General features: G+C 39.2%; 22 protein-coding genes and 1 pseudogene. 10 read left to right on the forward strand and 13 right to left on the reverse strand.

All coding sequences use genetic code 11. The annotated features are described in order from the left end of the window. Window positions 1-16 precede the first annotated feature (16 nt). Window positions 17-1198: a Na+/H+ antiporter NhaA gene (gene nhaA, locus CVT07_RS01335; RefSeq protein WP_107935575.1), complete on the reverse strand. Its 1182-nt coding sequence runs from the start codon at window positions 1196-1198 to the stop codon at window positions 17-19. Window positions 1199-1547: 349 nt separating this feature from the next. After that, the gene (locus tag CVT07_RS01340; protein ID WP_430748111.1) at window positions 1548-2159 is read right to left on the reverse strand and encodes a flavin reductase; all 612 of its coding nucleotides are present in this window, start codon (window positions 2157-2159) and stop codon (window positions 1548-1550) included. 126 nt (window positions 2160-2285) lie between these two features. Here CVT07_RS01340 and CVT07_RS01345 point away from each other — a divergent pair, with 126 nt between their 5' ends. The 8 genes and pseudogenes from CVT07_RS01345 to CVT07_RS01380 all read left to right on the forward strand — a co-directional run bounded on the left by CVT07_RS01345 (window position 2286) and on the right by CVT07_RS01380 (window position 11098). After that, a complete protein-coding gene (locus CVT07_RS01345) occupies window positions 2286-4631 on the forward strand; it encodes a PD-(D/E)XK nuclease family protein (protein WP_107935579.1) in 2346 nt (781 codons plus the stop codon). After that, complete coding sequence (locus CVT07_RS01350) at window positions 4628-7447, forward strand: RecB-like helicase (protein WP_107935581.1); 2820 nt, start codon at window positions 4628-4630, stop codon at window positions 7445-7447. The genes CVT07_RS01345 and CVT07_RS01350 overlap by 4 nt, the downstream gene beginning before the upstream one ends. Before the next feature lie 80 nt (window positions 7448-7527). Then, window positions 7528-7956 carry a 50S ribosomal protein L13 gene (rplM, locus tag CVT07_RS01355; protein WP_002939292.1) on the forward strand — a complete coding sequence of 143 codons (429 nt, stop codon included), beginning with the start codon at window positions 7528-7530 and terminating at the stop codon, window positions 7954-7956. Window positions 7957-7958: 2 nt separating this feature from the next. Next, on the forward strand, window positions 7959-8348 hold the full coding sequence (gene rpsI / locus CVT07_RS01360) for a 30S ribosomal protein S9 (protein WP_002939337.1): 390 nt from the start codon (window positions 7959-7961) through the stop codon (window positions 8346-8348). Window positions 8349-8503: 155 nt separating this feature from the next. Then, on the forward strand, window positions 8504-9517 hold the full coding sequence (locus tag CVT07_RS01365) for an OmpA family protein (RefSeq protein WP_103597987.1): 1014 nt from the start codon (window positions 8504-8506) through the stop codon (window positions 9515-9517). A 72-nt stretch (window positions 9518-9589) separates the two neighbouring features. Then, on the forward strand, window positions 9590-10228 hold the full coding sequence (locus CVT07_RS01370) for an HAD family hydrolase (RefSeq protein ID WP_107935583.1): 639 nt from the start codon (window positions 9590-9592) through the stop codon (window positions 10226-10228). A gap of 310 nt (window positions 10229-10538) precedes the next feature. Next, window positions 10539-10826 (forward strand): annotated as a pseudogene (locus CVT07_RS01375) (hypothetical protein); the annotation flags it as partial. Continuing rightward, the gene (locus CVT07_RS01380) at window positions 10823-11098 is read left to right on the forward strand and encodes a hypothetical protein (protein ID WP_230855718.1); all 276 of its coding nucleotides are present in this window, start codon (window positions 10823-10825) and stop codon (window positions 11096-11098) included. The pseudogene CVT07_RS01375 and the gene CVT07_RS01380, both read left to right, overlap by 4 nt. On the opposite strand, the gene CVT07_RS01385 is transcribed toward CVT07_RS01380, so the two are convergent. The 10 genes from CVT07_RS01385 to CVT07_RS01430 form a co-directional block, all read right to left on the reverse strand. Further along, window positions 11076-11753, reverse strand: coding sequence for an NAD(P)/FAD-dependent oxidoreductase (locus CVT07_RS01385; protein WP_430748112.1), 678 nt, complete (start codon window positions 11751-11753; stop codon window positions 11076-11078). The two genes, CVT07_RS01380 and CVT07_RS01385, sit on opposite strands and share 23 nt — an antisense overlap. 5 nt (window positions 11754-11758) lie before the next feature. Further along, entirely contained in the window at window positions 11759-12322 is a 564-nt protein-coding gene (locus CVT07_RS01390) for a MotE family protein (RefSeq protein WP_107935587.1), read from the reverse strand. After that, window positions 12322-12744 carry a flagellar export protein FliJ gene (locus CVT07_RS01395; RefSeq protein ID WP_107935589.1) on the reverse strand — a complete coding sequence of 141 codons (423 nt, stop codon included), beginning with the start codon at window positions 12742-12744 and terminating at the stop codon, window positions 12322-12324. The genes CVT07_RS01390 and CVT07_RS01395 overlap by 1 nt, the downstream gene beginning before the upstream one ends. Continuing rightward, window positions 12741-13991 carry an adenylosuccinate synthase gene (locus CVT07_RS01400; RefSeq protein ID WP_012140419.1) on the reverse strand — a complete coding sequence of 417 codons (1251 nt, stop codon included), beginning with the start codon at window positions 13989-13991 and terminating at the stop codon, window positions 12741-12743. The genes CVT07_RS01395 and CVT07_RS01400 overlap by 4 nt, the downstream gene beginning before the upstream one ends. A gap of 2 nt (window positions 13992-13993) precedes the next feature. Continuing rightward, window positions 13994-14854 (reverse strand): ATP phosphoribosyltransferase regulatory subunit, encoded by an 861-nt coding sequence (locus tag CVT07_RS01405; protein WP_107935591.1) that lies wholly within the window; start codon window positions 14852-14854, stop codon window positions 13994-13996. After that, window positions 14847-18899, reverse strand: a complete 4053-nt coding sequence (locus tag CVT07_RS01410; protein ID WP_230855719.1) for a diguanylate cyclase domain-containing protein — start codon at window positions 18897-18899, stop codon at window positions 14847-14849. Before CVT07_RS01410 ends, CVT07_RS01405 begins: the two co-directional genes overlap by 8 nt. 120 nt (window positions 18900-19019) lie before the next feature. Continuing rightward, on the reverse strand, window positions 19020-19649 hold the full coding sequence (locus CVT07_RS01415) for an NAD(P)H-dependent oxidoreductase (RefSeq protein ID WP_107935595.1): 630 nt from the start codon (window positions 19647-19649) through the stop codon (window positions 19020-19022). Between the two features lie 107 nt (window positions 19650-19756). Beyond that, window positions 19757-20779, reverse strand: a complete 1023-nt coding sequence (gene selD / locus CVT07_RS01420) for a selenide, water dikinase SelD (protein ID WP_196088139.1) — start codon at window positions 20777-20779, stop codon at window positions 19757-19759. Beyond that, entirely contained in the window at window positions 20776-21378 is a 603-nt protein-coding gene (yedF, locus tag CVT07_RS01425; protein WP_107847348.1) for a sulfurtransferase-like selenium metabolism protein YedF, read from the reverse strand. The genes selD and yedF overlap by 4 nt, the downstream gene beginning before the upstream one ends. A 146-nt stretch (window positions 21379-21524) precedes the next feature. Then, complete coding sequence (locus CVT07_RS01430) at window positions 21525-22472, reverse strand: formate dehydrogenase subunit gamma (protein ID WP_107847346.1); 948 nt, start codon at window positions 22470-22472, stop codon at window positions 21525-21527. Between the two features lie 233 nt (window positions 22473-22705). Between CVT07_RS01430 and CVT07_RS01435 the strand changes: the two genes are divergently transcribed. Beyond that, window positions 22706-23302, forward strand: a complete 597-nt coding sequence (locus CVT07_RS01435; protein ID WP_107847344.1) for a DJ-1/PfpI family protein — start codon at window positions 22706-22708, stop codon at window positions 23300-23302. A gap of 309 nt (window positions 23303-23611) precedes the next feature. Here CVT07_RS01435 and nspC read toward each other — a convergent pair whose 3' ends face one another. Next, window positions 23612-24751, reverse strand: coding sequence for a carboxynorspermidine decarboxylase (nspC, locus tag CVT07_RS01440; RefSeq protein WP_107935597.1), 1140 nt, complete (start codon window positions 24749-24751; stop codon window positions 23612-23614). 84 nt (window positions 24752-24835) lie between these two features. On the opposite strand from nspC, the gene CVT07_RS01445 reads away from it, so the two are divergent. Beyond that, window positions 24836-25057 (forward strand): MoaD/ThiS family protein, encoded by a 222-nt coding sequence (locus CVT07_RS01445; RefSeq protein ID WP_107791321.1) that lies wholly within the window; start codon window positions 24836-24838, stop codon window positions 25055-25057.

Raw genomic sequence — 25057 nt, forward strand, 5'->3', positions numbered from 1 at the left:
AAGTAACGATGCAAAATCACTCTTTTATGCGCGCGCTTTGGTTTTTGGCGCTAAATTTAAGCAATATAAACCCGGCGGCGCCCGAAACTACCGAACCTAGCAAGATAGCAAGCTTGTCGGCGTAGGCAAAGGCGTCCGTGTCGTTGTAGGCTAGGCTGTTAATGAAAAGGCTCATCGTAAATCCTACGCCGCAAAGTACCGCGATGCCGTAAAGCTGGATGAAATTTGACCCTTCTGGTAGCTTGGCTAGCTTAAATTTGATCGCTAAAAAGCTAAAAGAAAATACCCCGACTTGCTTGCCGATGAAAAGCCCCAGCGCCGTGCCTAGCGCGACTGGAGACAAAATCTCGTCCAGTCCGACGCCTCGCAACGAGATGCCTGCGTTTACGAAGGCAAATATCGGCAGCACGCCAAACGCCACCCAGCCGTGCAGGTCGTGCTCGATACTTTTTAGCATAGATTTGTCAGGCTCGTCTTTAAAGCTAAGCGGTATGAAAAAGGCCGCCACGACGCCCGCAAGCGTGGCGTGAACGCCAGATTTTAGCACTGCTACCCACATCACCGCGCCTACGATTAGATAGGCCGCCTTGCTCTTTACGCCGAGTCTGTTTAGTGCGAAAAGCGCGGCTAGGCAAACGCTCGCTACCGCAAGCATTTGGGCACTAAGCTCGCTCGTGTAAAATAGCGCGATAATCACGATCGCGCAAAGGTCGTCGACGATCGCTAGCGTCATGAGGAAAATTTTTAAACTAGTCGGTACGCGAGGCCCAAGTAGGCTCAAAATCCCCAGAGCAAACGCGATATCCGTCGCCGTCGGTATCGCCCAGCCGCCAAGCGCGAAGGAGTCGTGTTTCGTAAAAAGATAGAAGATAACCGCGGGCACTATCAGGCCGCCTGCCGCGCCGATGGCAGGCAGCGCGATTTGCGACGGATTTTTTAGCTCGCCCTCCAAAATCTCGCGCTTTAGCTCGAGTCCGATGAGAAAGAAAAATACCGCCATCAATCCGTCGTTCACCCACAAGATCAGGGGTTTGCTTAGTCCGTATTCGCCGAAGCTCATGGTAAATTTGGTATTTAAAAATTCGTTGTAAAAATCGCTCAAAAACGTATTTTGACACAGTAGCGCCGCGACCGTAGCGATCATCAGCAAAATCCCGCCGCTGGCTTCGTGTTTTAAAAACTCTTTTATTCCGCCCATTTTGCTTCCTTTCTATAAATTTTGGCGATTATAACGTATTTTTACGCTCGCATAAAATTCGGGCGAATTTGGCTATAGTCAAGTCAAATTTAAAGGTAAATTTAGTAGACGCGTCGCTAAAATTTGCCATGCCGCGCTTGCGGGAGCGGGACGCTTGCGCACGGTTTTTATAGATTAAGGAGCGAAAATGAATGAAATTTTAGAGATTTGTAAGCGCGCAAAGGCTGCTTGCGGCGAGCTTTTAAGACTTGATAGCAGGGTTAAATTTGCATCCAAAAGTTTTTAGCCAAGGTCAAAACCAAATAAATTTACCCGTAAATTTTACTTTCTAGCCAGCCAAAACGCCAGATCAAACCTCTTTAAAACCAAAATTTAATCCCAAACGCTTGCCAGTTGTGACGTATTCTTTAAATTTATAGATTAGAGGCGACCAATTTTTAGTATCTATCTTTTCATCTTTTAACAAATTTTCATCCACAAAGATGCCAACTATCCTGCAAGTGACTATGCAAAACCACTCCTTTATCTCGCACTTTTCTAGGGTTGTTTCTATCTGTATCTTGCACTCTTTTATGCGCGCGCTTTTTACCTTTACACCTGGCTCTTTGTGCAAATTTGCCACCTTAAATTTATCACTTTCGTAGCTATATCCAAGAGCTCTTTTCTCCTCTGGCACGTCCTCATCGCCTGTTAGTTTTTCTATCTTTTTTATAGCTTCAAGCAAGCTCTCATCGCATAAATTTAGCGTGATGTCTGAGCCATTTTGGATATTTTTATAGCCTTTGTTATCAACTCCGATGCCAAGCACCACGCTATCTCCTAGCGTCCAAGAGGAGGAAAGCACGGTGATATCATCTCGCCCTTTTTGATCTTTTGTGGTGGCAAGTAGGACGGGAAAGCCGTAGTAAAAGCCAGATCTGTTTAACTCTTTATGAATTTTTGCTCCTTTTTGAAATTGTATCCCCCAGCACTTTAAGGCTTAAATTTTTAATGAATTTAGAAAAATTTTCAAAGCTTAGCTTAAGTGAGAAAAAGCGCTCTTTTATCAGCTTTTGGCTATCATTTTTTAAAAATTTAAGAGAGAAAAATGCGCAATCTAAATCAACTTTTCGTCTTTACAAACTCGCGTAAGATCAGGGAATTTAACGCTAGCTTTAATGACGAGCTAATCCCAAAAAGTCTAAGCATCGCTGAGTTTTATAAAAAGGCCGTTTTTGTAAATGGCCGCTTTGAGTGCGATAGCACCTATGCTTTGGTGCTTATGAACAGAGCCTGTGCCAGCGTCAAAGAGGCAAACTCGGTGCTTAAAATCCCAACTGAGTTTTTTGAGTTTTTGAAAAACAACGACTATCTTTTTTCATTTTTTAAAGAGCTAGCTATCAGCAAAAAGAGCATTAATGAGATCAAATTTAACGACATTTACGCTGATTTTGAGGAGCATTTAAGCATACTTGAAGCGGTTTTAAAAGAGTATGAGAGCTTGCTTGATAAAGAGGATCTTTATGATGATATAACCCCGCCAAAAATTTACTCGATAAATGAAGCTTACATAAGAAGTTTTAGTGAAATTTCACTGCATATTGATGGCATTTTAAGCGAGTTTGAGTGGGAAATTTTAGAAAAAATTTCAAAACTAACAACGCTAAAGATCATCTTTCAAACTAGCGTTTTTAATAAAAAACTAATAGAAAAGATAAGGCAAATTTCAGCCATTAGCGAGTTTGAAAACTATAAAAAATATGAGCTAAATTTAAACACAAATGAGCTAGTTTGCCTAGAAAATATCACAAAATTTGAGCCAGTTTTAGTAAGAAATTTCGCCACAAGAAGCTTGCAGTGCGCCTATGCTATGGCAAAGGCTAGTGAGTTTGTGCGTGATGGTATAAAGCCTGAAAATATCGCAGTCATATTGCCAGATGAGGGCTTTAGCGAGATTTTAAGGCTTCATGATAGCGCTAAAATTTTCAACTACGCCATGGGTGAGAGCTTTAAAAATACAAAATTTTATGAAGCGCTTTACTACATCACAAGAGCGATCAACGAAGAGGCAAGCCCAGTTTTTGATCAAAGTAAGTGTGAGAGCTACGAGGAGCTTGGCTTTATTTTAAGCGAATTTGGCGTGAGCGAGCAGCTTTTTGAGAAATTTAAGGCTAGCTATTTTGAGGCGTGTGAATTTAGCAAATTTAAAGAGCTAATAGATGAGCTTTTGGTGCTTGAAAATGAGCCAAGGTGCGAAGAGAAGCTCGCACTTGAGCTTTTTAGGATGGAGAATTTATGCAGGTATTTTAGCTTTAGTCTAAAGCAGCTAAGTGAGATTTTCTTGCTAAATATCTCGCGCCTAAGCATCGATGACGTGGGCGGCGGAAAGATCAGCGTCATGGGCATGCTAGAGAGCCGCGGGATGAAATTTGATGGCGTCATCATAGTTGATTTTAACGACAACTTCATCCCAGCAAGAAGCGCAAACGAGATGTTTTTAAACTCAAAAGTGAGGCAAAAAGCTGGGCTTATAAGCTACATTGAGCGTGAAAATTTGCAGAGATTTTACTACGAAAGCCTCATAAATAACGCCAAAAAAGTGGCGATAAGTTGCTGCGTAAATGAAGAGAGCATACCTTCAAGATTTTTAAAAAATTTCAAAACGATAAAAGATGAAAAATTTAGCGACGAGGCCTATTTGAAGCTATTTTTAAAAGGAGAGGTGAGCTTAAATTTAAGTGATGATGAGGTTATTTTAGAACATGATTTTTTCACAAACCCACTCTCGTTTTCGACACTAAATTTATTTCTAACCTGCCCAAGAAAATACTACTACACAAAGATAGCTCACATAGATGCGCCAAAAGCTATAGCAAGTGAGCTTGGCACAAAGCAAGGAAATAGCGTTCATAGCGCACTTTTTGAATACTATACGAGTGAATTTTATAAGCAAAATAACACCTTTGATCTAGCCGTTTTTAAAGAGATGCTAGCAAAGCAAAATCTTACGCCACTTGAGTTTGAAATTTGGACGCATAAATTTAAAGAGTATGAAATTTATGAAAACGAGCGTTTAAGGGCCGGTTTTAGGGTGCTTGAGTGCGAAAAAGAGGTGCAAAGCGAGTTTTGCGGCGTGCAGATAAAGGGATTTATCGATAGGATCGATGCAAACGCAAACGGCGACGTGCTTATACTTGATTACAAAACGGGCGAAGCAAATGTAAATTCGCTCCAGCTTGCCTTTTACGAAGCACTTTACGGCGGCGAGGTGCGAAGTGCCTACTATGCTCTAAAAAACGAGCCTAGCTTACTATGCCCTAAAAAAAGCGTAGAGGATCTAAGCGGCGAGATAGAAAAGCTAAAAACCATAAACAAAACTAAGATAAATTTTGAAAGAAAGAGCGGTGCTTGCGTATTTTGCGAATATGTCACACTTTGTAGGAGAGAGTTATGAAAAATTTTTTAGCCCTAAAAGCAAGTGCTGGAAGCGGTAAGACCTTTGCGCTAAGCGTTCGCTACATCGCTTTGGTGCTTCGAGGCGAAAATATAAACGAGATCGTCGCTCTAACTTTTACAAAAAAAGCAGCAAACGAGATGAAAGAGCGCATAATCGCTACTTTTTTGGACTTGCAAAACAAAAAGGGCGAGCTTGAAGCGGTGTGCGCGGAGCTTGATATAAGCCAAGATGAGGCGATAAAAAGGCGAGATGAGAGGCTTGGCGTCTTTTTGCAAAGTGAGCTAAAAATTTATACATTTGATGCGTTTTTCTCTGGGATTTTGAAAAAATTTAGCCAAAATTTAGGGCTTAGTCCAGACTATAGCGTGCAAGATAGCCTGCAAGATCTGGCGTGGAAAAAATTTGTAAAAGAGGCGAGCAAAGATAAAAAGCTTCTTAGTGAGCTTGCCTTAATGATGATCATCTCAAGCCAAAAAGAGGCTAGCTTTTCGCAGACTTTGGCGAAATTTTATGAAAGCTTTGGCGGCGAGCTAAAAGATAGTGGCGCAAGCTATCCAGATGATAGCAAAGTAAGGGCGGCGCAAAGGGCGATAAATGAGCATATAGCCTTGCAAAATGGCGCTAGCGATGTGGCTAAAAAGACATTTGGAGAGCAGAATTTATTTGAGCTATTTAAGAGTAAGGTTTTTGCTAGAGAAAGCCTAGACTACCGCACTTTTAGCAAAATTTATACTCCTGAGCTTGATAGGCTCTTTTTTGAGCTAAAAGAGGCAGCGAAAAACTACATTTTAGAGGTCGAAAAGTATAGGCTAAGTGGCTTTAGCAAGCTATTAAAGCTTTATAAGACGTCAAATTTAGAGCTAAACAAGGAGATAAATGCACTAAGTTTTGCTGATATAAACAAGCTGGTTTTTAAGCTTTTGGTGCAAAATTTGGATAAAGAGGCGCTTTATTTTAGGCTCGATGGCAGGATAAATCACCTCTTAGTCGATGAGTTTCAAGATACAAACGTGATCCAGTATGAGATCATCTTGCCATTAATCGCTGAAATCGTCTCCGGATACGGACAAAACGGGCTTGGAAGCTTCTTTTACGTGGGCGACACGAAGCAGAGCATATATAAATTTAGGGGTGGCAAAAAGGAGCTTTTTGATAAACTTGGAGATGATTTTACTCAGATAGATATAGAAAATTTGCCAAGCAACTACCGCAGTTTAAAGGCTTTGGTAAAATTTAATAACGCCGTTTTTGAAGAAATTTATCATAGATATGGGCTTAGTTTTGAGCCACAAGAGCCAGCTAAAAAAGATGAGACGCTAAGCTACGAGGTAAGTGGCGAGTGTGCGTATTTTGAAGTAGAAAAAGATGACTACGGCTACTTGCGTGTGCTAAGCGATGAAGATATCGCAGGTGCGGTCGTTTCGCAAGCAAAAGAGCTTTTAAAAGCTGGCGTAAATGCAAGCGATATAACTGTGCTTTGCTGGAAAAATAGCGACATTAGCCTCATCTCAGAAGTGCTTAGTAGCGCAGGGATCAAAAGCGTCAATGAAGGCACTTTGGAGCTAAAAAGAACGCCGCTTGTTGCTGCGATCATCGAATATGCGAAATTTTGCCTCTTTAAAGAAGAAATTTATGAAAAAAATGTAAAAGCGCTAGTAAATGCAAATGTCAAAAAACTAAATATAAAGCCAGAAGTGAGCGCGACAAATAGCCTATTTTACCTAGCTAAAAATTTAGGCATAAGTATGGCAGATGTCGATATCTTGAGGCTGTTTGAGCTAAGTGTGGGGTATAAAAATTTAAGTGATTTTATATTTAACCTTGAAAACTTTAGCTCTAAAATCAGCCCAAAAAGTAGCGACGGCGTGAGAGTGATGACCGTGCATAAGTCAAAGGGGCTTGAGTTTGCTCACGTCATAGTTTGCGACATGATGGGCAAGGGCAGGGGTGATGACTCAAATTTCATAACCGAATACAGCGAAAAGGGCGAGTGGATCGTAAAGAGTAAAATTTCAGGTAGAGAAAATTTTGACAGCGACTATGCAAGCGTTTTAGAGCAGATGAAAGAGCTTGAAAAGCAAGAAAATATCAATAAAATTTACGTCGCTTTCACAAGGGCAACAAAGTCGCTCATCATCATCAAGCAAGCCGTACCAAGCGGAAACAGCCCAAGCTTTTTTTCATTTTACACAAGAAGCGACAAGAGCGAAGCAAACGACTATCTTGATCTAAAAGAATTTAGCTTTGGCAAAATTTTGCCTAGCAAAACTGAGCAAAAAGAGCTAAAAAAAGATGAAAAAATGCCTGAAATTTTAAAGATAGAGAGGCAAGAGGTAGAGGCAAAAGAGCAAAAGACGAGTGGTAAAAATTTAAGTGCGATATATTTTGGTCTGGCGTTTCACTATCTGCTTGAGATGAGCGAGAAATTTGATGAAATTTCACTAGAAAAAGCTAAAAATTTGATGCTAAATAAATTTCATAAATTTTTACCACTTGAAGCACTTGAAGATGTCTTTTCTAGGGCAAAAATGCTTATAAGAGAGCCAAAATTTATAGAGTGTATAAAAGAAAAAGAAATTTATAAAGAGCAGCCATTTAAAGTGAAAAATGAGCTAAAACAGATGGATCTTTTTTGCTTTAATGAGCGTGAAATTTGCGTGATTGATTATAAAACGACAGATAAAAATATAGAAGAGAACAAAAAGCAGGTAAAAGAGTATAAAGATGCGCTTTCTAAATTTTATGAAAAACATAGTATAATCGCCGTCATTTTTTATGCACTTGAAGGCAAAATTTTATATATTGAAGTTTAAACGCTACTTAATTTAAGCTTTGTCAAAGCATTCTTTAAATACAATCACAACTCAAAAATTAACTTGGCAAAGGTAAGAAAATGACAAAAATAACAAAGCCAAACGAAGTTAAGCGAGACTGGATCGTAGTTGATGCAGCTGGTAAGCGCTTTGGTAGATTGCTAACTGAGGTAGCAACTATACTTCGTGGCAAAAACAAACCATGCTTCACGCCAAACGTAGATTGTGGCGACTATGTTATCATCATAAATGCTTCTAAAGTAGAATTTACTGGTAATAACAAAGCTGAAGATAAACTTTATCACAGACACTCAGGATATTTTGGCAGCGTAAAGAGCGAGAAATTTGGCGATTTGATAGCAAATAAGCCAGAAAAACTTTTCAAGCTAGCTGTTCGTGGCATGCTTCCAAAGACTAAACTTGGAAGAGAGATGATAAAAAAACTAAAAGTTTATGCTGGCAGTGAGCATCCTCATACGGCACAAATAGCTAAAAAAGAAGGAAAATAATTATGGCAAAAGTTTATGCAACTGGTAAAAGAAAAACTGCCGTAGCAAAGGTTTGGATAAAGTCTGGAAGCGGTAAAATCGTAGTAAATGGTATGGATCTTAACACTTGGCTTGGCGGTCACGAGGCTATCAAGCTTAAAGTTATTCAACCACTTTTAGTAACAAAACAAGAGAGTTTAATAGACGTAGTAGCTACAACTTTAGGTGGCGGTTATTCAGCACAAGCTGAGGCTTTAAGACACGGCATTTCACGTGCTTTAGCTGATATGGATGCTGATTTTAGAGCAGCGCTTAAACCAAAAGGCTTACTAACTAGAGATTCTCGTGTTGTTGAACGTAAGAAATTTGGTAGAAGAAAGGCTAGAAGAAGCCCACAATTCTCTAAACGTTAATGGTTTTTTGCAAGTGCTTTTGCATTTGCAAAATTTAGGTTATGTAAATTGTCAGATTTACATTAAGAATTTGGTTATAATTTAAAGTTGATTTATTTTTATTTAGGTAAAATTATAGTCAACATTAAAAACCCCTATTTGAAAGGAATTCTATTATGAAAAAGATTGCTTTAGCTATGGTTGCCGCAACAGCGGTTTTTGCGTCTAACGCAGCATACAACTATGAGATCACTCCAACTATCGGTGGTGTTCATCCAGAAGGAAATCTACGTGTAAAAGACCACAACTTTGTTGGTATTAGAGCGGCTAGAAACCTTGAAGATTTCTTCTTTGATCAAGTTGAACTTGGTGTTGATTACTCTCAAAAACTTAAAGAGAGAACAGGTAACGTTGTAAGAGAGGGTAGAGCTCTTAGATACCACGCTAACCTTGTAAAAAATATCGTTGACTTTGGACCAGTTAGCCTATATGGTTTAATCGGTGCTGGTTATGAAGACGTTCCAGCTATTTTTGTTAAAAACGAAGATGGCGGTTTTGGTCAATATGGTCTTGGTTTAAGATATCAAGTAACTGATAGATTTGCTCTTAAAGCAGAGGCAAGAGATGCTATCAAATTTGAGCATGCTGATCACAACCTATTCTATTCACTAGGCTTTGGCATCGGTCTTGATTCAAAAGCAGCTCCAGTTGTAGCAGCAGCTCCAGCAGCTCCAGCAGCAGCTCCAGCTCCAGTTCTTGATGATGACAATGACGGTGTGCCAAATGATATCGATCAATGCCCTAACACTCCAGCTGGTGTAGTTGTTGACGAAAGAGGATGCGAGAAAGTTATCGTTCTTAGAGACCTAGATGTTAACTTCGCATTTGATAGCTACAAAGTTGGACCAAAATATGCAGCTGAGATCAAAAAAGTAGCTGACTTTATGGGTGAACACCAAGATTATAAAGTTGTACTTGCTGGTCACACTGATAGCGTAGGTGCAGAAGCTTACAACCAAAAACTATCTGAAAAAAGAGCAAAAGCAGTGGCTGAGGTTCTTGCTGGTTACGGTGTAGATAAAGCTAAAATTTCTACAGTTGGTTACGGCGAACTTAAACCAATCGCTACAAACAAAACTAAAGAAGGTCGCGCTCAAAACAGACGTGTTGAAGCTACTTTCCATAAATAATTTTATTATTTAAAATTACTTCTTTAGGGCTTGGCTTCGGCTGAGCCCTTTTTTATTTCTGCGGAGATTATCATGAAAAAAACTATACTTTTTGACTTAGACGGCACACTTATAGACTCTACTTCTGCTATTTTAAAAGGCTTTGATGTGGCGTTTTTAGCTCACGACAAGAAAGAGCCTGATCATGATGCACTAAAATCTCTAGTAGGGTATCCGCTTGAAATAATGTTTGAAAAACTTGGTGCTAAAAAGAATTTAATAGGTGAATATGTAAAAGAGTATAAAGCTTGCTACGAGAAGATCTATTTAGACGAGACTGTGCTTTTACCGTATGCTATGGATGCTTTAAAAGAAGCTAGTGCGTTTGCTGATGTTGGTGTTGTTACGACGAAGACATCAAAATTTTCTATCATCTTGCTTGAACATTTAGGCGTTATGAAATTTATAAAAACGGTTGTTGGACGAGATGATGTAGTAAATCCAAAACCAGATCCAGAACCTATAAATTTAGCTCTTAAAAGGCTAGAAAAAGAAAAAGATAATGCCTTTATGGCTGGTGATACCATCATGGATCTAAAAGCTGCTAAGGCTGCTCTTATAACTGGTGTTGGTCTTACATGTGGATATGGTAAAGAGTCCGATTTAAGGCAGTTTAGCGAGCATATATTTGCAAATCCGCTTGAAGCTGTCGGTTTTATAAAAGAAGCTTGATAGTTAAAATCTATTAAGGCTCTTGAGCCTGATACCATTTTAAATGCAATACTTTTCATAAAAATTTTGATTATAACTTACTATAAAATACTTCACTCAGATACAAAAAATTTATAATTTTATATCGCAAGTATCTATCACTATTTATAGTTCTTGTTTTCAATAAATTTGCATTTGTTTTACTATTTAAAACCTATCATTTTTGATAAATTTGCTAGCAAAATATGCCAACTAATATGCTTGTATTAGAATTCGTTAGGTAGAGACTTTGTTGGTCTCGAAAAGGAGCCAGAATTTATAGACATAGCACTTAAGCGAAGCTGGCGTGGAGGCCGAGTTTGTCTATAAGATAAGCGAGGGCAGACCAAACGTCGAAGATAGACTAAAAAATGGCGACATAGCACTTGTTATAAACACAAGCGATACTAAATCAAGCGTGGATGACGGCAAAAAGATACGTCAAAATGTGCTTAGATTTAAGATCCCATACTTTACAACTATACGTGCAGCACTTGCAGCTGCCAAGTCGCTAAGCACAGTTCAAACTGGCAAAGCACTTGAAGTAAAAAGCTTGCAAGAGTATCTAAGTGAGAAATGAACCAAAAAAAGTGCGTAGTAGAAGCGTTAGCTAGCCTTGGTGGCATGGCAACGCTTTTTGATCTTTACCATAAAACTGATGTTAGCACTTGGGGTAGCAAAACCCCGTTTGCTAGTATAAGACGGATAGTTCAGACTAATAAAGAATTTTATAAGATCAGGGCTGGGCTTTGGGGACTTTGTGAGCTTGCGAGAAATAGTAAATTTAGTGGCAGTTTTGGCTGCCACTCTAAATTTCACTTCTATTTAATTAGCTATTTTTTAAAGCGTTAGCTACCTTTATAGCGCTTGCAAATGCAAGATGCAAGTTGTATCCACCAAGCATACCAGTGATATCTAAAACCTCTCCTATAAAGTAAAGCCCTTTTACGCTTTTGCTCTCTAAATTTTCATCTAAAAATATAGTTTTTACGCCACCTTTTGTAACTTCAGCTCTTTCAAAGCCAAATGTCCCAGCTGGGGCAAACTCATAAGCAAAAAGTCTTTTTATGATGCTCTTTTCATCATCACTAAATTCATAAAATGCCCTATCTTTTAAACCAAAATTTCTTAAAAACTCCAGCACAAATCTCTTTGGCAATGGCAAAACCGAGCTAAGCTGCTTTTTACCATTTACTAAGTTTTTCTCACTAAATTTAGGCAAAAAATTTATGCAAATTCGACCCTTTTGCCAAAAGAGTGAGGCATTTAGTATCGCTGGAACACTTATGCCTCTATGCGTAAAAAGTAGATCGCCACTAAATTTATGGCTCTCATTTTTGGTATTTATCACTACATCCGCGCTTAGGCTAACACCGCTAAGCTCTTTAAACCAAAACTCATCTTTTTGCACGCTAAAGCCAACAAGAGCAGGGGCAAAAATAAGAGACGGGTAAGCAAATAGGTTAAATTTATCAGTTAAATTTAGTTTTTTAGATTGGCAGTAAATTAAATTTACTGCATATTTATGCTTCCAGCTGGAGCGGGCATATCGCCTTTTTCATCTACAAATGGAGGCCCTTTTTGAAGTAGCGCAGTCACTTCAGAGGCAACCTTTGGATCCATCTTAGCCATGATGGTTGATATCTTTTTTGCATCAAGGGCGTAAAGTATGGTGGCTGCGTTTGATCTAGGCATTTGTGAGAGCACTTCGGCTGCTGCGCCATCTTTCATTTTGGCGTAGGATTCATTGACTTTATCAGTCGTCATCGTGCGAAGCTCTTTTAAAATTTTCTCATTTTTAGCGACAACTTCGTCGATCTCTTTGCGCTTTTGCTCGATCACTTTCATCGTCGCATTCAGATCAGCCTCTTTTTTGGCGAGCTTTTTGTTGTTCTCTTCATAAGCTGCAGCCGAGCTTGCTCGAAAGACCTCTAGGGCTTGGCGCTGCTCGTCGATGACCTCAAGCTCCTTTGAAATTTCCTCTTTTCTAGCTTCAAAGATCTGAGTGCAATCAACCGGCACTTCAAAGCAAAATGCAAAATTTACGACCATAAAAAAGAGTAAAACAGCTCTCATCACGCCTCGCTTTTGGCTGCAAATTTCATAACCGCAAACTCATCAAGAGCAAGCGCTTCAGCCTTTTGTATGCGTTTTATCTCTTTTTTAAATTCTTCTTTTTCTAGATACTTCATCTTTTCATACTCTAAATTTGCATTTTTATATTTGTGCTCGTAGTGCAAGACCTCTTTTTTTGCTATCTCTAAGCTCTCTTTGCAGGCACTCAGCTCGGCTCTTGCTATATTTATGAGCTCTAAATTTTCTCTTAGCTCGCCTATGTTGCCACTTTTTGGCAGGCTAAATTCGTTGAGCTTGGTCCTTAAGAGTGCTATTTTTTCTTCAGCATTTCTTACATTTAGCCTAGCAACGACGAGCTTAGCCTCTACCTTATCCATCTCCTGCTTTTTGACGCGGACGACGGAGGTAAATTTACTTTTCATCTAATGATCGTATCGCTTCTTTCAGGGCTTGTTGAGATATAGCCGACCTTCACGCCAGTTAGCTCCTCGATACGCTCGATATATGCTCTTGCGTTTGCTGGCAGGTCTTCATATCTGCTGATGCCCTTTACGCTGTCCCAGCCCGCAAGCTCTTCATAGATAGGCGTTGCATTTTCAAGGTCTGTTGGCACGTAGTCGATCGTCTCGCCGTTATATTGATACGCTTTGCAAATTTTTACCACTTCAAAGCCATCAAGCACGTCAAGCTTCATAAGCGCATAAGTATCGACGCCATCAAGTCTTGAAGCGTATTTTACGCTTACTGCGTCAAACCAGCCACAACGTCTGCGGCGGCCTGTTGTTGTGCCAAATTCTTTACCGATCTCGCACATCTTATCGCCATTTGTGCCTTTGTCTTCAGTTGGGAAAGGTCCGTGCCCTACGCGAGTTGTATATGCTTTGATGACACCTATGACCTTGCCTATCTCTTTTGGATTTAGTCCAAGGCCTGTGCAAGCGCCAGCGCTTATGGTATTTGAGCTAGTTACATAAGGATATGTGCCGTGATCGATGTCTAAAAGTGTGCCCTGAGCGCCTTCAAGTAGGACTTTTTTATCTTCATCAAGCGCTTTCCAAACTAAATTTGTAGTGTTTGCGATAAATGGAGCAAGCACCTCTTTATATCTTTTTAGCTCTTCAAGTAGCTCATTTTCTTCAGGTATCTTTACGCCAAGAGCGTCAAATACTGGTTTATTTGTTTCAAAATCATGCATCAAAGCATCGCACAAGCGCTCTGGCTCAAGTAGCTCGCCAACTCTGTGGCCGCTTCTGCTTATCTTGTCTGCGTATGTTGGTCCGATGCCTTTGCCAGTCGTTCCGATCGCTTTTTCACCTTTTAAGCGCTCTTTTGCTTGATCGACTTGGCTGTGGTAGCTTAAATTTAAGTGTGCTTTGTCGCTTATATAAAGTCTGCCCTCTAAGTTGTCAAACTGCGCCATCTCAGTGATGAGTACCTCTGGAGAGACAACGACGCCATTGCCGATGATATTTATGATATTTTTGTGCAAAATTCCGCTTGGGACAAGGTGAAGTGCGTATCTTACGCCATCGACCCAGATCGTATGACCAGCGTTGTGGCCACCTTGAGAGCGACAAATCATGTCATAGTTTAGTCCTAGCATATCAACTATCTTGCCTTTGCCCTCATCACCCCATTGAACACCAACTACTAAATCAGCCTTTCTCATTCTTACTTCCTTAAATTAATTTTTTCTTCTATCAATGCATCAGTATAAACAGCGAAACCGCTGCTTGAAATATCGTCTATTTCATAGTTCCCGCCACTTGCTAAGATGGCGTTGTCTTTTAAAAATCTAAAAAATAAACTATCATAATATCTCATTTTTGAGTAATATAGCGGAACTATTCTTAAATTTTTATATTCTAGTGATTTGGCTACGTTTTGTAAATTTTTTAGCGCCTCTTTTAGCTTATCAGGGACTAAATTTATTATCTCATCAAGCTCGCTAGCGTCCTTTAAAAGGGCTAGTTTGCTAAGCCACGGCACATTTTGGGCTAAAATTTTTTCTAGCCATGAGTTTTCAAAAATTTCTATCTCTAAGTTTAAAATTTCGCAAATTATCCTTGGGATTTGCATGTTGCTAAGCTGCAAACAAGCGCCGATCTCAAGCTCGCTAAAGAGCTTTGCTACGATGTTTATGCTCTTTAAAATGTCGTTTTCACCGATAAGCTCAGCGCCTATTTGATAAATTTCTTGGCTTGGGTAGCGAAAGACTGGCTGGATGTAAAACCACCTCTTTGGCTCGTTTGCTTTAAGTCTTCTAAGCACGATCCTAACGGTATCAACCGTGCTATCAGCTCTTAGGCTTATCTCGTGGTTTAGACTGTCGCTAAAGCGCAGAAGGTTTGTCGCATCTACGCTTAGATGTTGATGATACGAAAAAAACGGCGTTACGATCTCGCTAAAACCTTCATCTTCTAAAATTTCACTCGCTTTTTGCTCGATTTTTCTCTTTAGTTTTGCACTTTTTGCAAAGTAAAGTTTGCTTCCGTTTGGGATCTCGTGCTCATAAACATTTACATCACTCAACTCTTATCTCCTTACTAAAACCTAAATTTATATCGCACTCTTTGATGATGGACATGGCTAGATTATAGAGTTCGCCACTGTCGCTGCTACTTGCTAGTTTGCTTAAATTTATAGAAATTTCTTGATTAAATTTACCTATATTTTTTATCTCATCTTCTATTTTTTGTTTTAGGCTTTGTGCTAGTTTGTCGTCTTGATTTAAATTTGCTATCACTTCATTTGCAAGCTCTTTTAGCACGACTAAGCCTTTGAAAAGCTCGAAATTTTCGCTATTTTTATAGTCTTTTATGTGTAGATATGGTCTTTCAAATTTAAATGAAGCAGCATCTTTTGCCAAAAGTGCTAATGAGAAAATGTTGCCTTGAAATTTATCAAAACCAAGACCAAGTAAAAACTCAAGCGTTCTTTTGTCATCGATATTTTTTATAGTCGCATTTAGTCCAAATTTATCAGCCACAAACCTTATCATATTTATGCTCTCAAGCGCCTCTTTTGAGCTAAAGATATGCTTGCAAAATTTATTATCTATATTAAAGCGGTTTGTCTTTAGCATACCAAGAGCTTCTATCGAGCTTGAGTATGAGGCAAAATCATCAAGCGAGAAGTGTATGCCAAGCTCTTTATATTTTCTCACATAAATTTCTAAAACTTCTAAATTTGTAGCTGTTGCAGCGTCGATAACATCAATGATAAGCCCAGTTGGATCAAGGCTTTTATCCTCATCAAATATCGCTTTAAATTTATGCCAAAATTCTTCTGTAAAGAGCTTTTTAACGCTTAAATTTACTCGAACTTTTGCGCTTATGCCATTTTCTAGCCACATTTTTCTAGCTAAAAGCGCCTCTTTTATCGTAAATAAAGCGATATTACTCGATGCGCTACTTGTCTTTATAAGTGGTAAAAAGTCGCTTGGATAGATGATCTCGCCATCTTTTCTCCATCTAATAAGAGCTTCAAAACTTAAAGTCTCGCCCGTGCTAAAGCTGATCTCTGGTTGAAATTCTAAAAACATCTCACCAGCGTCAAGCGCTTTTAAAATCTTTGAGCCATCTTCGTATTGGCTCTTAAAATAGACATCTTTTTTCGCATCAAATGTATAGCTTCTGTTTTTGCCACTTATCTTGGCTTGATACATCGCCCAGTCGGCTCTTTGTAGCACATCATCAGCCCCAAGCTCACTATCAGCCAAGGCTATGCCTACGCTAGCGCTTGCTTTTAGTTTTAGCTCGTCTATCTTTACTTCATCTGAAGCTAGCCTTAGCATATTTTGCGCTATCTCATAGACTTCGCCTAAATTTTCGTAGTTTATGACGCCTACAAACTCATCTCCGCCTATCCTTGCAAAGATATTTTTGCCATTAAACATAGCGCCTATCTTTTCAGAGATAGCTACTAGAAATTTATCGCCTATTTGGTGGCCGAAGTTGTCATTTATGCTCTTAAAATCATCCATATCAAGGTAGATGACGGCTATTTTTTGTTCATTTTTTTGTATGAGAGAATTTAGCTTGTTGTAGAGTAAAAATCTATTTGGTAGTTTTGTAAGCGGATCGTGATATGCGATAAATTCTAGATATTTCTCATTTTGCGCTTCGTTATTTGCCAGCATTGCAAGCATGATGTAGCCGGTTTTTTTCTCGCTCGCATCGATAAGCGGTAAAATTTCTATGACTTCAAGCTTGCTCTTATTTTTATTATTTTCGCTCCAAACCTTGCCACTCCACGAGCCACCTTGGTTTATAGTCTCTATGATCTGGTGTTTTATATCGCTTAAGCCTTGCTTTATAAAGGTGATATCTTTTAGATATACGCTATCTTTTGCGCCCGCACTTTCAAAAAATGCGTCATTTGCATCAATAACCCTCATCTCCTCATCAAGCAAGACGACCTCTTCTTTGCTAAATGAGAAAATTTTTGCAAGCAGGTCTTGGCAGACAAAGAAGCTATCTTCTAGGCTAAGGTCTCTTAATGTGCCTTTTATCAAGCTTACTTCGCCAAATTCGTCGTATTCAAGCGCTTTTGCCCTTAGTCTAAAGTGTAAAATTTCTTTATCTATGCTGTAAAGCTTGATATCTTTGATGTATGTTTGAGCATCTCTTAAACTCTCAAAAAAGCTATAAAAACTATCAAACTCATCGACAAAGACCGACTTTGCTTGCTCGAAATTTAGAGTGCTTTGCGTGCCAAGAATTTTACTTAGCTCATCTGAGATGTTAAGCATGTCGCTTCTTTTATCCCAAGTAAAGACATTTGCCTCACTCGCCCAAAGCAGTGCTTTGCTCTCTTTGCTTTGTTTTTCAAATCTCTCTTGAAGCTTTAGCATATCACTAAGATCGGTAAATGAGTAGATGACCTTTTGCCCTTCTGCATCGATAAATTTAGCCTTTATCTTAAATGGAATTTTCTTGCCGTAAGCGTTTGTCATATTTGCTATGAAATTTAGCTCTTCATTTTTAAAGCTTGCTTGTAAAAAGGCTTTTTTACTTGCTAGCACAGCAGCTTTAAAGCTATCAAAATCCTCGCTTGCGATGATATCTTCTAAATTTATGAGACCTTGGCTTTGGACATTAAAAATTCTCTCGACATTGTTTGTGCTTTGGATGATCAAAAATGGCTCTTGTGCCGAAGCGATAGCAATGACATTTGGCGATAAAAAGACGTAGCTTTTGATGATATCGTCATTTCTTTGCGTCATCTTTTCTTGAGTGATATCTTTTATGAGTATGAAATTTAGCCTTGTGTTTTCTAGCTCAAAGCTACTTTGTGTTGCTAAAACATCGATTATCTCGCCATTTTTACGTCTTAGCTTAGCTTCATAAGATAGATCATTATTTATAGCGTTTTCTCTATTTTCTGCTAAATTTTTAGACTCATCTTCAAGTAGCTCTTTGATATTTAGATTTGCTACGTCATCTTTTTTGTAGCCTAGATTTTCTAAAAGAGCGTTGCTAATGTCCGTGATGACGCCAGTATAAGCGTCAAAGACCACGATCTTTAAAAAGCTCTTTTCAAAGACATAGCCAAATCTACTCTCGTAGCTTTGTGCCGTCTCGTAAGCTTTATCTCTATCTTCGTAGAGTTTTTTGATGCTGTTGTTTAGCGAGATAAATTCTTTTACGTCAAATTCTTCATCAGCCAGCCTACTTTTATCTGCCGCAAAAAGAGTGATCCTAGTAAATGGAGAGAGAATTTTATCTTTTATATATGAGTTATCACGTAGCCAAAGTATGCTAAATGCGACAAAGCAGAAGAACGAAAGCACGACTAGAACTAGCTGGATAAAGATCTGTGCTTGTCTGCTAGAGCCTGTTATGACAAATAGCTTTTGCTCTTCTAGGTAGCTGATCTTGTAAAAATTCATATCCTTTAGTATAAAAATGATCTTGTCAGCTTTAAACTCGCCACCTTGCGAGATGTATTTGTTAAAGTCCTCTTTTATAAATTTTCTATAAAACTCATCTCTTGAGAGGTTGCCATCTTTATCAACCAAAAAGACGTATGCGGCAAGGTTTTTATTGTAGCCTGTATCTACCTTGTTTTTTAAAAGATTTTGATTTAGCTGAACGAGAATTTTATTGCCATTTTTTAGTCCGTAAGCTATGTAGATATCTTTAAAGCGCCTATTTTTGTAAAATCTATCAGAGAGCCTAAACTCGCCTGCTTTGATATCTGAAAACCACGAGATATCGTAGCTATGAAGCTCAAAGGCATCATCAAATTTACGCTCATAAAGCAAGGAGTTATCTTTTGCTATCACGTAAAAAGCGGCGTAGAATTTACTTACAACAGTATCTTCATAAAATGGCTCTACGCCGTTTGCTATGAGTCTTGCCTTTGTGGTGATATTGTCTTTTACCTCTACAAATGTACTCACGATATTGTTTCTAGTGATTAAATTTAGCGTTGAAATTTCATATTTTATATCGTTTATGCCAGCAAATATGACAAAAAGTGCAAGAAAGATGAAGGCAAAAAGAAGTAGTGCTATCTTTACATAGAACCTCTTAAAAATCTGCAAAATCGACTTAACACTATTTTTTTGCATTAAATTTAAGCCTCGCTTTTTAAAACTAGCCATGATTTTAACGCAAATTTACTTTTTTTAGCTTATAAAATGCCTTTTTGTTTAAATTTAAAGAGATCACAGGGCGTTTTGCCCCGTGACTTAGTAGATCCAAGTAACTACTTCAGATCTTTGTCTGCGTAGTTTTTCAGGTTGTGGGTTTAGGCGGTAGCCAAATGGCACTACGATAGCCACTCTTTTCTCGCTCTCATCAAGGCCTAAAATTTCATTTAAAGCGTGTCTGTCAAAGCCTTCGATAGGGCAGCTATCTATGCCAAGGCTTGCGGCTGCGTTCATCATATTTGTCGCAGCTATCATGCACTGCTCGTGTGACCACTGAAATGTTAGCTCATCGTCATTTTTGAAATTTGATAGCAAAAAGTCGTGATAAAATTTCTGCCTTGCAGCGATAGCTTCAGGGTCTTTATCAGCCCTTCTAGCGATCATTTTATCAACGTAGTTGCTGCCAAATTTTATCTCTTTGATCTTTGCTAAAATGACAACTAAATGCGAGCAAGAGGTGATTTGCACTTGGTTCCACGAAACAGCTTTTATCTTCTCTCTAAGCTCTTTGTTTTGCACGACCAAAAAGTCCCACTGCTCAAGCCCAATTGAGCTTGGGCTTAGCCTGCCAGCCTCCAAGATAAAGTCAAATTCGCCAGCGCCTATCTTTTTGCTCTCATCAAAAATTTTGCAAGCGTGACGAAATTTTAAAATTTCAAGATAGTTCATCATATCTCCTTTGTTAAATTTCTTGACATTATAAAGCGACTAGGTAAATTAAAAGAAATTTAGCCAGACTTTAGCTGGCCTTAAAATAGGCTAAATTTAGCCTAGAGTTAGTTTAAAAATATATCAAACTCGCCTTTTTGGACCGCTTGTGCGATGATGGCTGAGCGCTCATAGCCAACCTCTTTTAGGCGCTTTAGTGCTAGGCTCGCATCGTTCTCACTAATAGCTAGCAAAAGTCCGCCAGAAGTTTGCGCGTCATATAGCAAGATATCAGCCTCTTTGCTCACAAAATGCTTTGCAAATTCGCGGTTTTTGTAGCTTCCCTCTGGGATGATGCCCATATCGGCAAATTCTTTCGCACTTGCGATCACTGGCACATCTTTTTCAAAGACATTAAAGCTGATCTTGTCGTTTAACATCTCGCTTAAATGCCCTAAAAATCCAAATCCAGTCACATCGGTAGCCGCATAAACTTTGATACCACTTAGTGCTTTTAGAGCGTAGAAATTTAGCTGAGCCATGATGCTTGCGACCTCATTTATTTGCTCCAAACTTAACAGATCAGCCTTGATCGCTGTGCTTAAGATGCCGCTGCCAAGGGGCTTTGTAAGGATCAAAACGTTACCAACTTCTGCTGTGTTGTTTGCCCAGAAATTTTGTGGGCTCACCTTGCCAGTCGCACTTAGCCCATAATACATCTGCTGCGTTTCTATCGTGTGTCCGCCAACGATGACGCCGCCACACTCTCTTACTTTATCGGCTCCACCTTGTAAAATTTCGCCTAAAATTTCAGGTGCAAGGTTGCAGCTATCAAAGCCCACGATGTTTAGGGCGTTTATCACCTCGCCACCCATTGCAAAGACGTCGCTTAGGCTATTTGCAGCAGCGATCTGACCGTAGATAAATGGGTCATTGACTACTGGCGTGATAAAGTCAAGCGTCTGAACGAGCGCAAGATCGTCTGAGAGCTTAAAAACGCTCGCATCTTCGTTTGAGCCTATGCTTGAGAGCAGGTTTGGATGAGATAAATTTAAACTACTAATCGTTTTGTGAAGACCCGACGGGTCAAGCTTAGCAGCTCAACCAGCGGCTTTAACGAACTGCGTAAGCTTTTTGTCGTGATAGATCATAGTTTGATTTGCTCGTGAGTTGAGAGTATGTCGATGATCTCATAAGCGTTTGAAATTTCGCCAACTGCAAGATCGCTTACTAGTTTATAAGCCTCCAAGCAGCTTCCGCAGCTTAAAATTTGAACGCCAGCAGCTTCAAGATCTTTAAGCGGCTTAAAGCTTGGATGTGAGCGGTTTGTTGTCATTTTAACGGCGTTATTTACGCAGATGATTATCTTTGGTTTTTTCTCTACTTGAAGAAGTGCGCCTAGGAATTTTGATAGCAAATTTATGCCAACATCGCCGCTACCTGCACGCTCTTCGTTTAGATAGAGCACTTTTTCATTTTTTGGTGTTATGTCGCAGACAAATTCATCAAAATTTGTAAGCTCAAGTGCGCTTTTGCCCTTGATGGCTAAAATTTTAGTCTCATTGCCGTTGCTTTCTAGGCTAAATTCTATATTTTGATTTTTCAAAAATCTTGAGATATTTTCTTTTGGAGCTAGGGCATTTACGATTATCTCTAGGCTCTCTCCCTCATTTAAACCCTCAAGTGCGTTTTTAGTCATGATGACTGGTTTTGGGCACTCTAAATTTCTACAATCAATTGTTCTTGTCATTGTTTTTCCTTTGTGATTAGTATTTCAAACCTTGAAACTGATTTTGGATTATAGCTAAAAAATATTAATTTTTTAAAAGGATTTGTGCTGTGAAATTTGCTATAAAAGAGAGTTTGACCCTGCGTAAGCCGCAAGGTCAAGGTTAATTATTTTAAATTTGTGTAAGATTTTTCGTAGTCAGATACTGGGATCTTGTTTTCTTTAACAAGCTCTTGATACCAGTAGTGGTGAAGAACATAGACCTCTTCTTCTTCTTTGTATCCAGTGATCATTGACCAGATAGCGCCATGTATAGCGATCGCAGCCATATAGATATGAACTAAGAAAAATACCGCACAGACGATACCAAGGCAGTTGTGGATAACTACACTATATCTTAAAAGATCGATTTGTTGGATACCAAACCAACTAGCAACTGCTGGTTCTTTAAGATCCATGAAGTACATGATAGCACCAGTGATGATCATCACGATACCACCAGGGATAGCGATCCAGTACCATGCTTTTTGTCCTGCGTTAAATTTACCAGCTGGGACTGGTCTTTTCTTCTTTGAAAGATAACCACCAACTATCATCATCCATCTGATATCATAAACAGCTGGAAGCATTCTGATAGTCCAAGCAAATAACATAGGAAGCACAGAAATAGCAAATATAATAGTCGCTATATCGTGCAAGTATCTACAGAAACGCACAAATGTGCCACCGCCAAGCTCTGCACCCCACATGATGATGATACCAGTTGGCACCAAGATGATCCAAGAGATCGCAGCCAAGCCGTGAGCTATACGTTCGATTAGTGAAAATGCAAATACTTTTTTGCCCTCGTGACTAAAGTGTTTTGGTCCGATGATCAAGAAGTGTAGCACGAACGCGCCGATAACAGCTAAAATGATAGAAAGTGCAGCTATCGCGAAGTAGTCGTTGCCTTGTATAAAAGTAAATATCGGGCCCCAGCCATGCTCATAAGGCTTGATATTTTCTATCCTCTGTGCTGCCCAAATGGTGCTGTCAAATTGATTGACACCAGTTGGTCCTTCAATGGCCATTGCCACAACAGACAATGTAAAAAGTAGAGTAAGAATTCTCGTCATTTTATTCCTTTATTTGCTAAAGCTTAAATGATTTAAGCTTTGGTTAAATATGCTAAAATCACACAGCTATGCCGTTTTGCGGCTATTATATCAGAGCTAATCACAAGCAAACCTTAGCAAAAAAGATTACTAAAAATTTTATAAAAAACATTTAAGTTTTGTTAATTTTTATCGTTTTTGATCTGAAAATTTAGCTAAAATAAAGCCAAATTTTAGTTCAAAAGGACCGCACTATGCATCTTTTTTGCCTTATATTTGATGAGTACGAGACGCTTGATCTCATGGGGCCAGTGGAGTTTTTAGCAAGGGTGCCTGAAATGAAGATAAGCTACGTCTCGTTTGATGGCGGGATGAAAAAAAGCAAGCAAGGCTTTTTTATAAAGACCAAAAAGCTTAGTAAGATGCCAAAAGAGAGCGCTTTGCTACTTCCTGGAGGTCAAGGCACGAGGGCACTTGTAGATGATAGTGAGTTTATCTCAAGACTTAAAGAGTGCGTTTTGGCTTCACAATTTTGCCTAAGCGTATGCACTGGCTCGGCGCTCATCGCTCGCACAGGAGAGCTTGACGGACTAAAGGCTACCTCAAATAAAAGATCGCTTGAGTGGGTAAAAAGTTGCGGCGAAGCTGTAAAGTGGCAAGAGCGCGCTAGGTGGGTGAGGGCAGGTAAATTTTACACAGCTTCAGGCGTGGCTGCTGGCATGGATATGGCGCTTGGATTTATCAGTGATCATTTTGGCAAGGAGCTAGCCCAAAAGATCGCAAATGAGACTGAATACAACTGGCAAAAAAGCTCAAAGTTAGATAAATTTGCCAAAATTTATGGGTATTAAATTTAAAATAGCTTGTGACCTTTTGATAAAGTCAGAAATCTACTAAATTTAATAAGGATAGCAAGTCAAAATAGCTTTAGCAAAAAGTATTAAGATAAATTTTATAGATAATAAATTTAATCGGTTCGCAGTCTAGTTAGAAATTTGCCAAATTTAGTAAGTTTAAATTTTGAAAACAAAAATAGCTTTGTCAAAAATAGCTTCAAGATAAATTTTTAAATTTAAGTAGTTTAAGCTGTTTTTCGAAATTTGCAAGCCAGATAAATTTGACCTAAATTTAAAAGCCAAATTTACCTTCAAAAACTCAGCCTAGTTTCTGCGCCTATACTCTTCGTAGTCTAGCTCTCTAACCATCTTTATCTCACCATTTTCTTTTAAAAGCAGCAGATCAGGCAGTTTTATGCCGTTAAATGTTGTATTTTTCACGATGGTGTAGTGAATTTGATCTTCAAAGATGACGCGGTCGCCGATTTTAAGCTCGCTATCAAATTTATACTCCGCATCGCCCGCTTCAAGACCCACTATATCGCCAGCTAGGCAGGTATTGCCACCAAATCTATAAGCAAATTTGCCGTTTTTACTCTCGCCTCTAACGGCTGGGCGGTAAGGCATGAGCACAGTATCTGGCATGTGCGCCTCGGCTGAGGTGTCAAGGATGGCGATATCTTTCTCGTTGTGCACGATGTCAAGCACGCTGCTTATCAAAAAGCCAGTCTGCCAGCCCACAGCCTCGCCAGGCTCCAGATAGACCTCTACGCCGTATTTTTCGCGGAAGCGCCTAATGATCTTTATAAGCAGCTCCACGTCGTAATCAGCTCTTGTGATGTGGTGGCCGCCGCCCATATTTATCCACTTCATCTTTGGGATAAACTCACCAAATTTCTCTTCAAACGCCTCCAGCACGACCTGCAAGCTGCTCGCACTCTCCTCGCAAAGCGCGTGAAAATGAAGCCCAGTGATGCCATCAAGAAGCTCTGGCTTAAAATTTGCCCTTGTGATGCCAAGCCTGCTAAATTTAGCGCATGGGTTGTAGCTATCAGTTGGCGCTAGTGAGACCTCTGGATTGACCCTTAGGCCGCATATGATGCCATTTTGCAGGGCAATGCCTTTAAATTTTTGCCACTGAGCAAAAGAGTTAAATGTGATGTGCTTTGAAATTTTTAAAATTTCATTAAAATCCTCATCTTTAAAGGCTGGACTATACGTGTGGATCTCGCCTTTTACGTATTCGCTCGCAAATTTTGCCTCATGAAGCCCACTGCAAGTCGCTCCATCAAGATATGAGCCCACCATATCCATTACGCCGCTAAATGCAAAACCCTTAAGTGCTACTAAAATTTTAGCTCCACTTTGCTCTTTTACATACTTTAAAAGCTCTAAATTTTTACGTACTTTGGCCTCTTCGCAGACGTAGGCTGGGGTTTTTATGCTTTTTAAAATTTCGTTCATTTTCTTTCTCTTTTGTAAATTTTCAAATAAGTATATCTAAATTTATTTTTAAGTAAAATCAGCAAAAATTTCAAAGGATAAAATGTGGTAGAGATCGAATTTCTTGGGCCTATCGGGCTTGAGAGTATAAAAGTAGAGGCAAAAAATTTAGGCGAGGTAAAAGCGGCAATAAGTGAGAAAGAAGAGCTTAAAAAGTGGCTAAATATCTGCGCTGTGGCTGTAAATGACGAGATCGTAAGCGATATAAATTTCGCTCTTAAATCAGGCGATAAAATTTCTATCTTACCGCCAGTTTGTGGAGGCTAA

It is taken from the genome of Campylobacter concisus, assembly GCF_003048875.2.
GTDB classification, from domain to species: Bacteria; Campylobacterota; Campylobacteria; order Campylobacterales; family Campylobacteraceae; genus Campylobacter_A; species Campylobacter_A concisus_AU.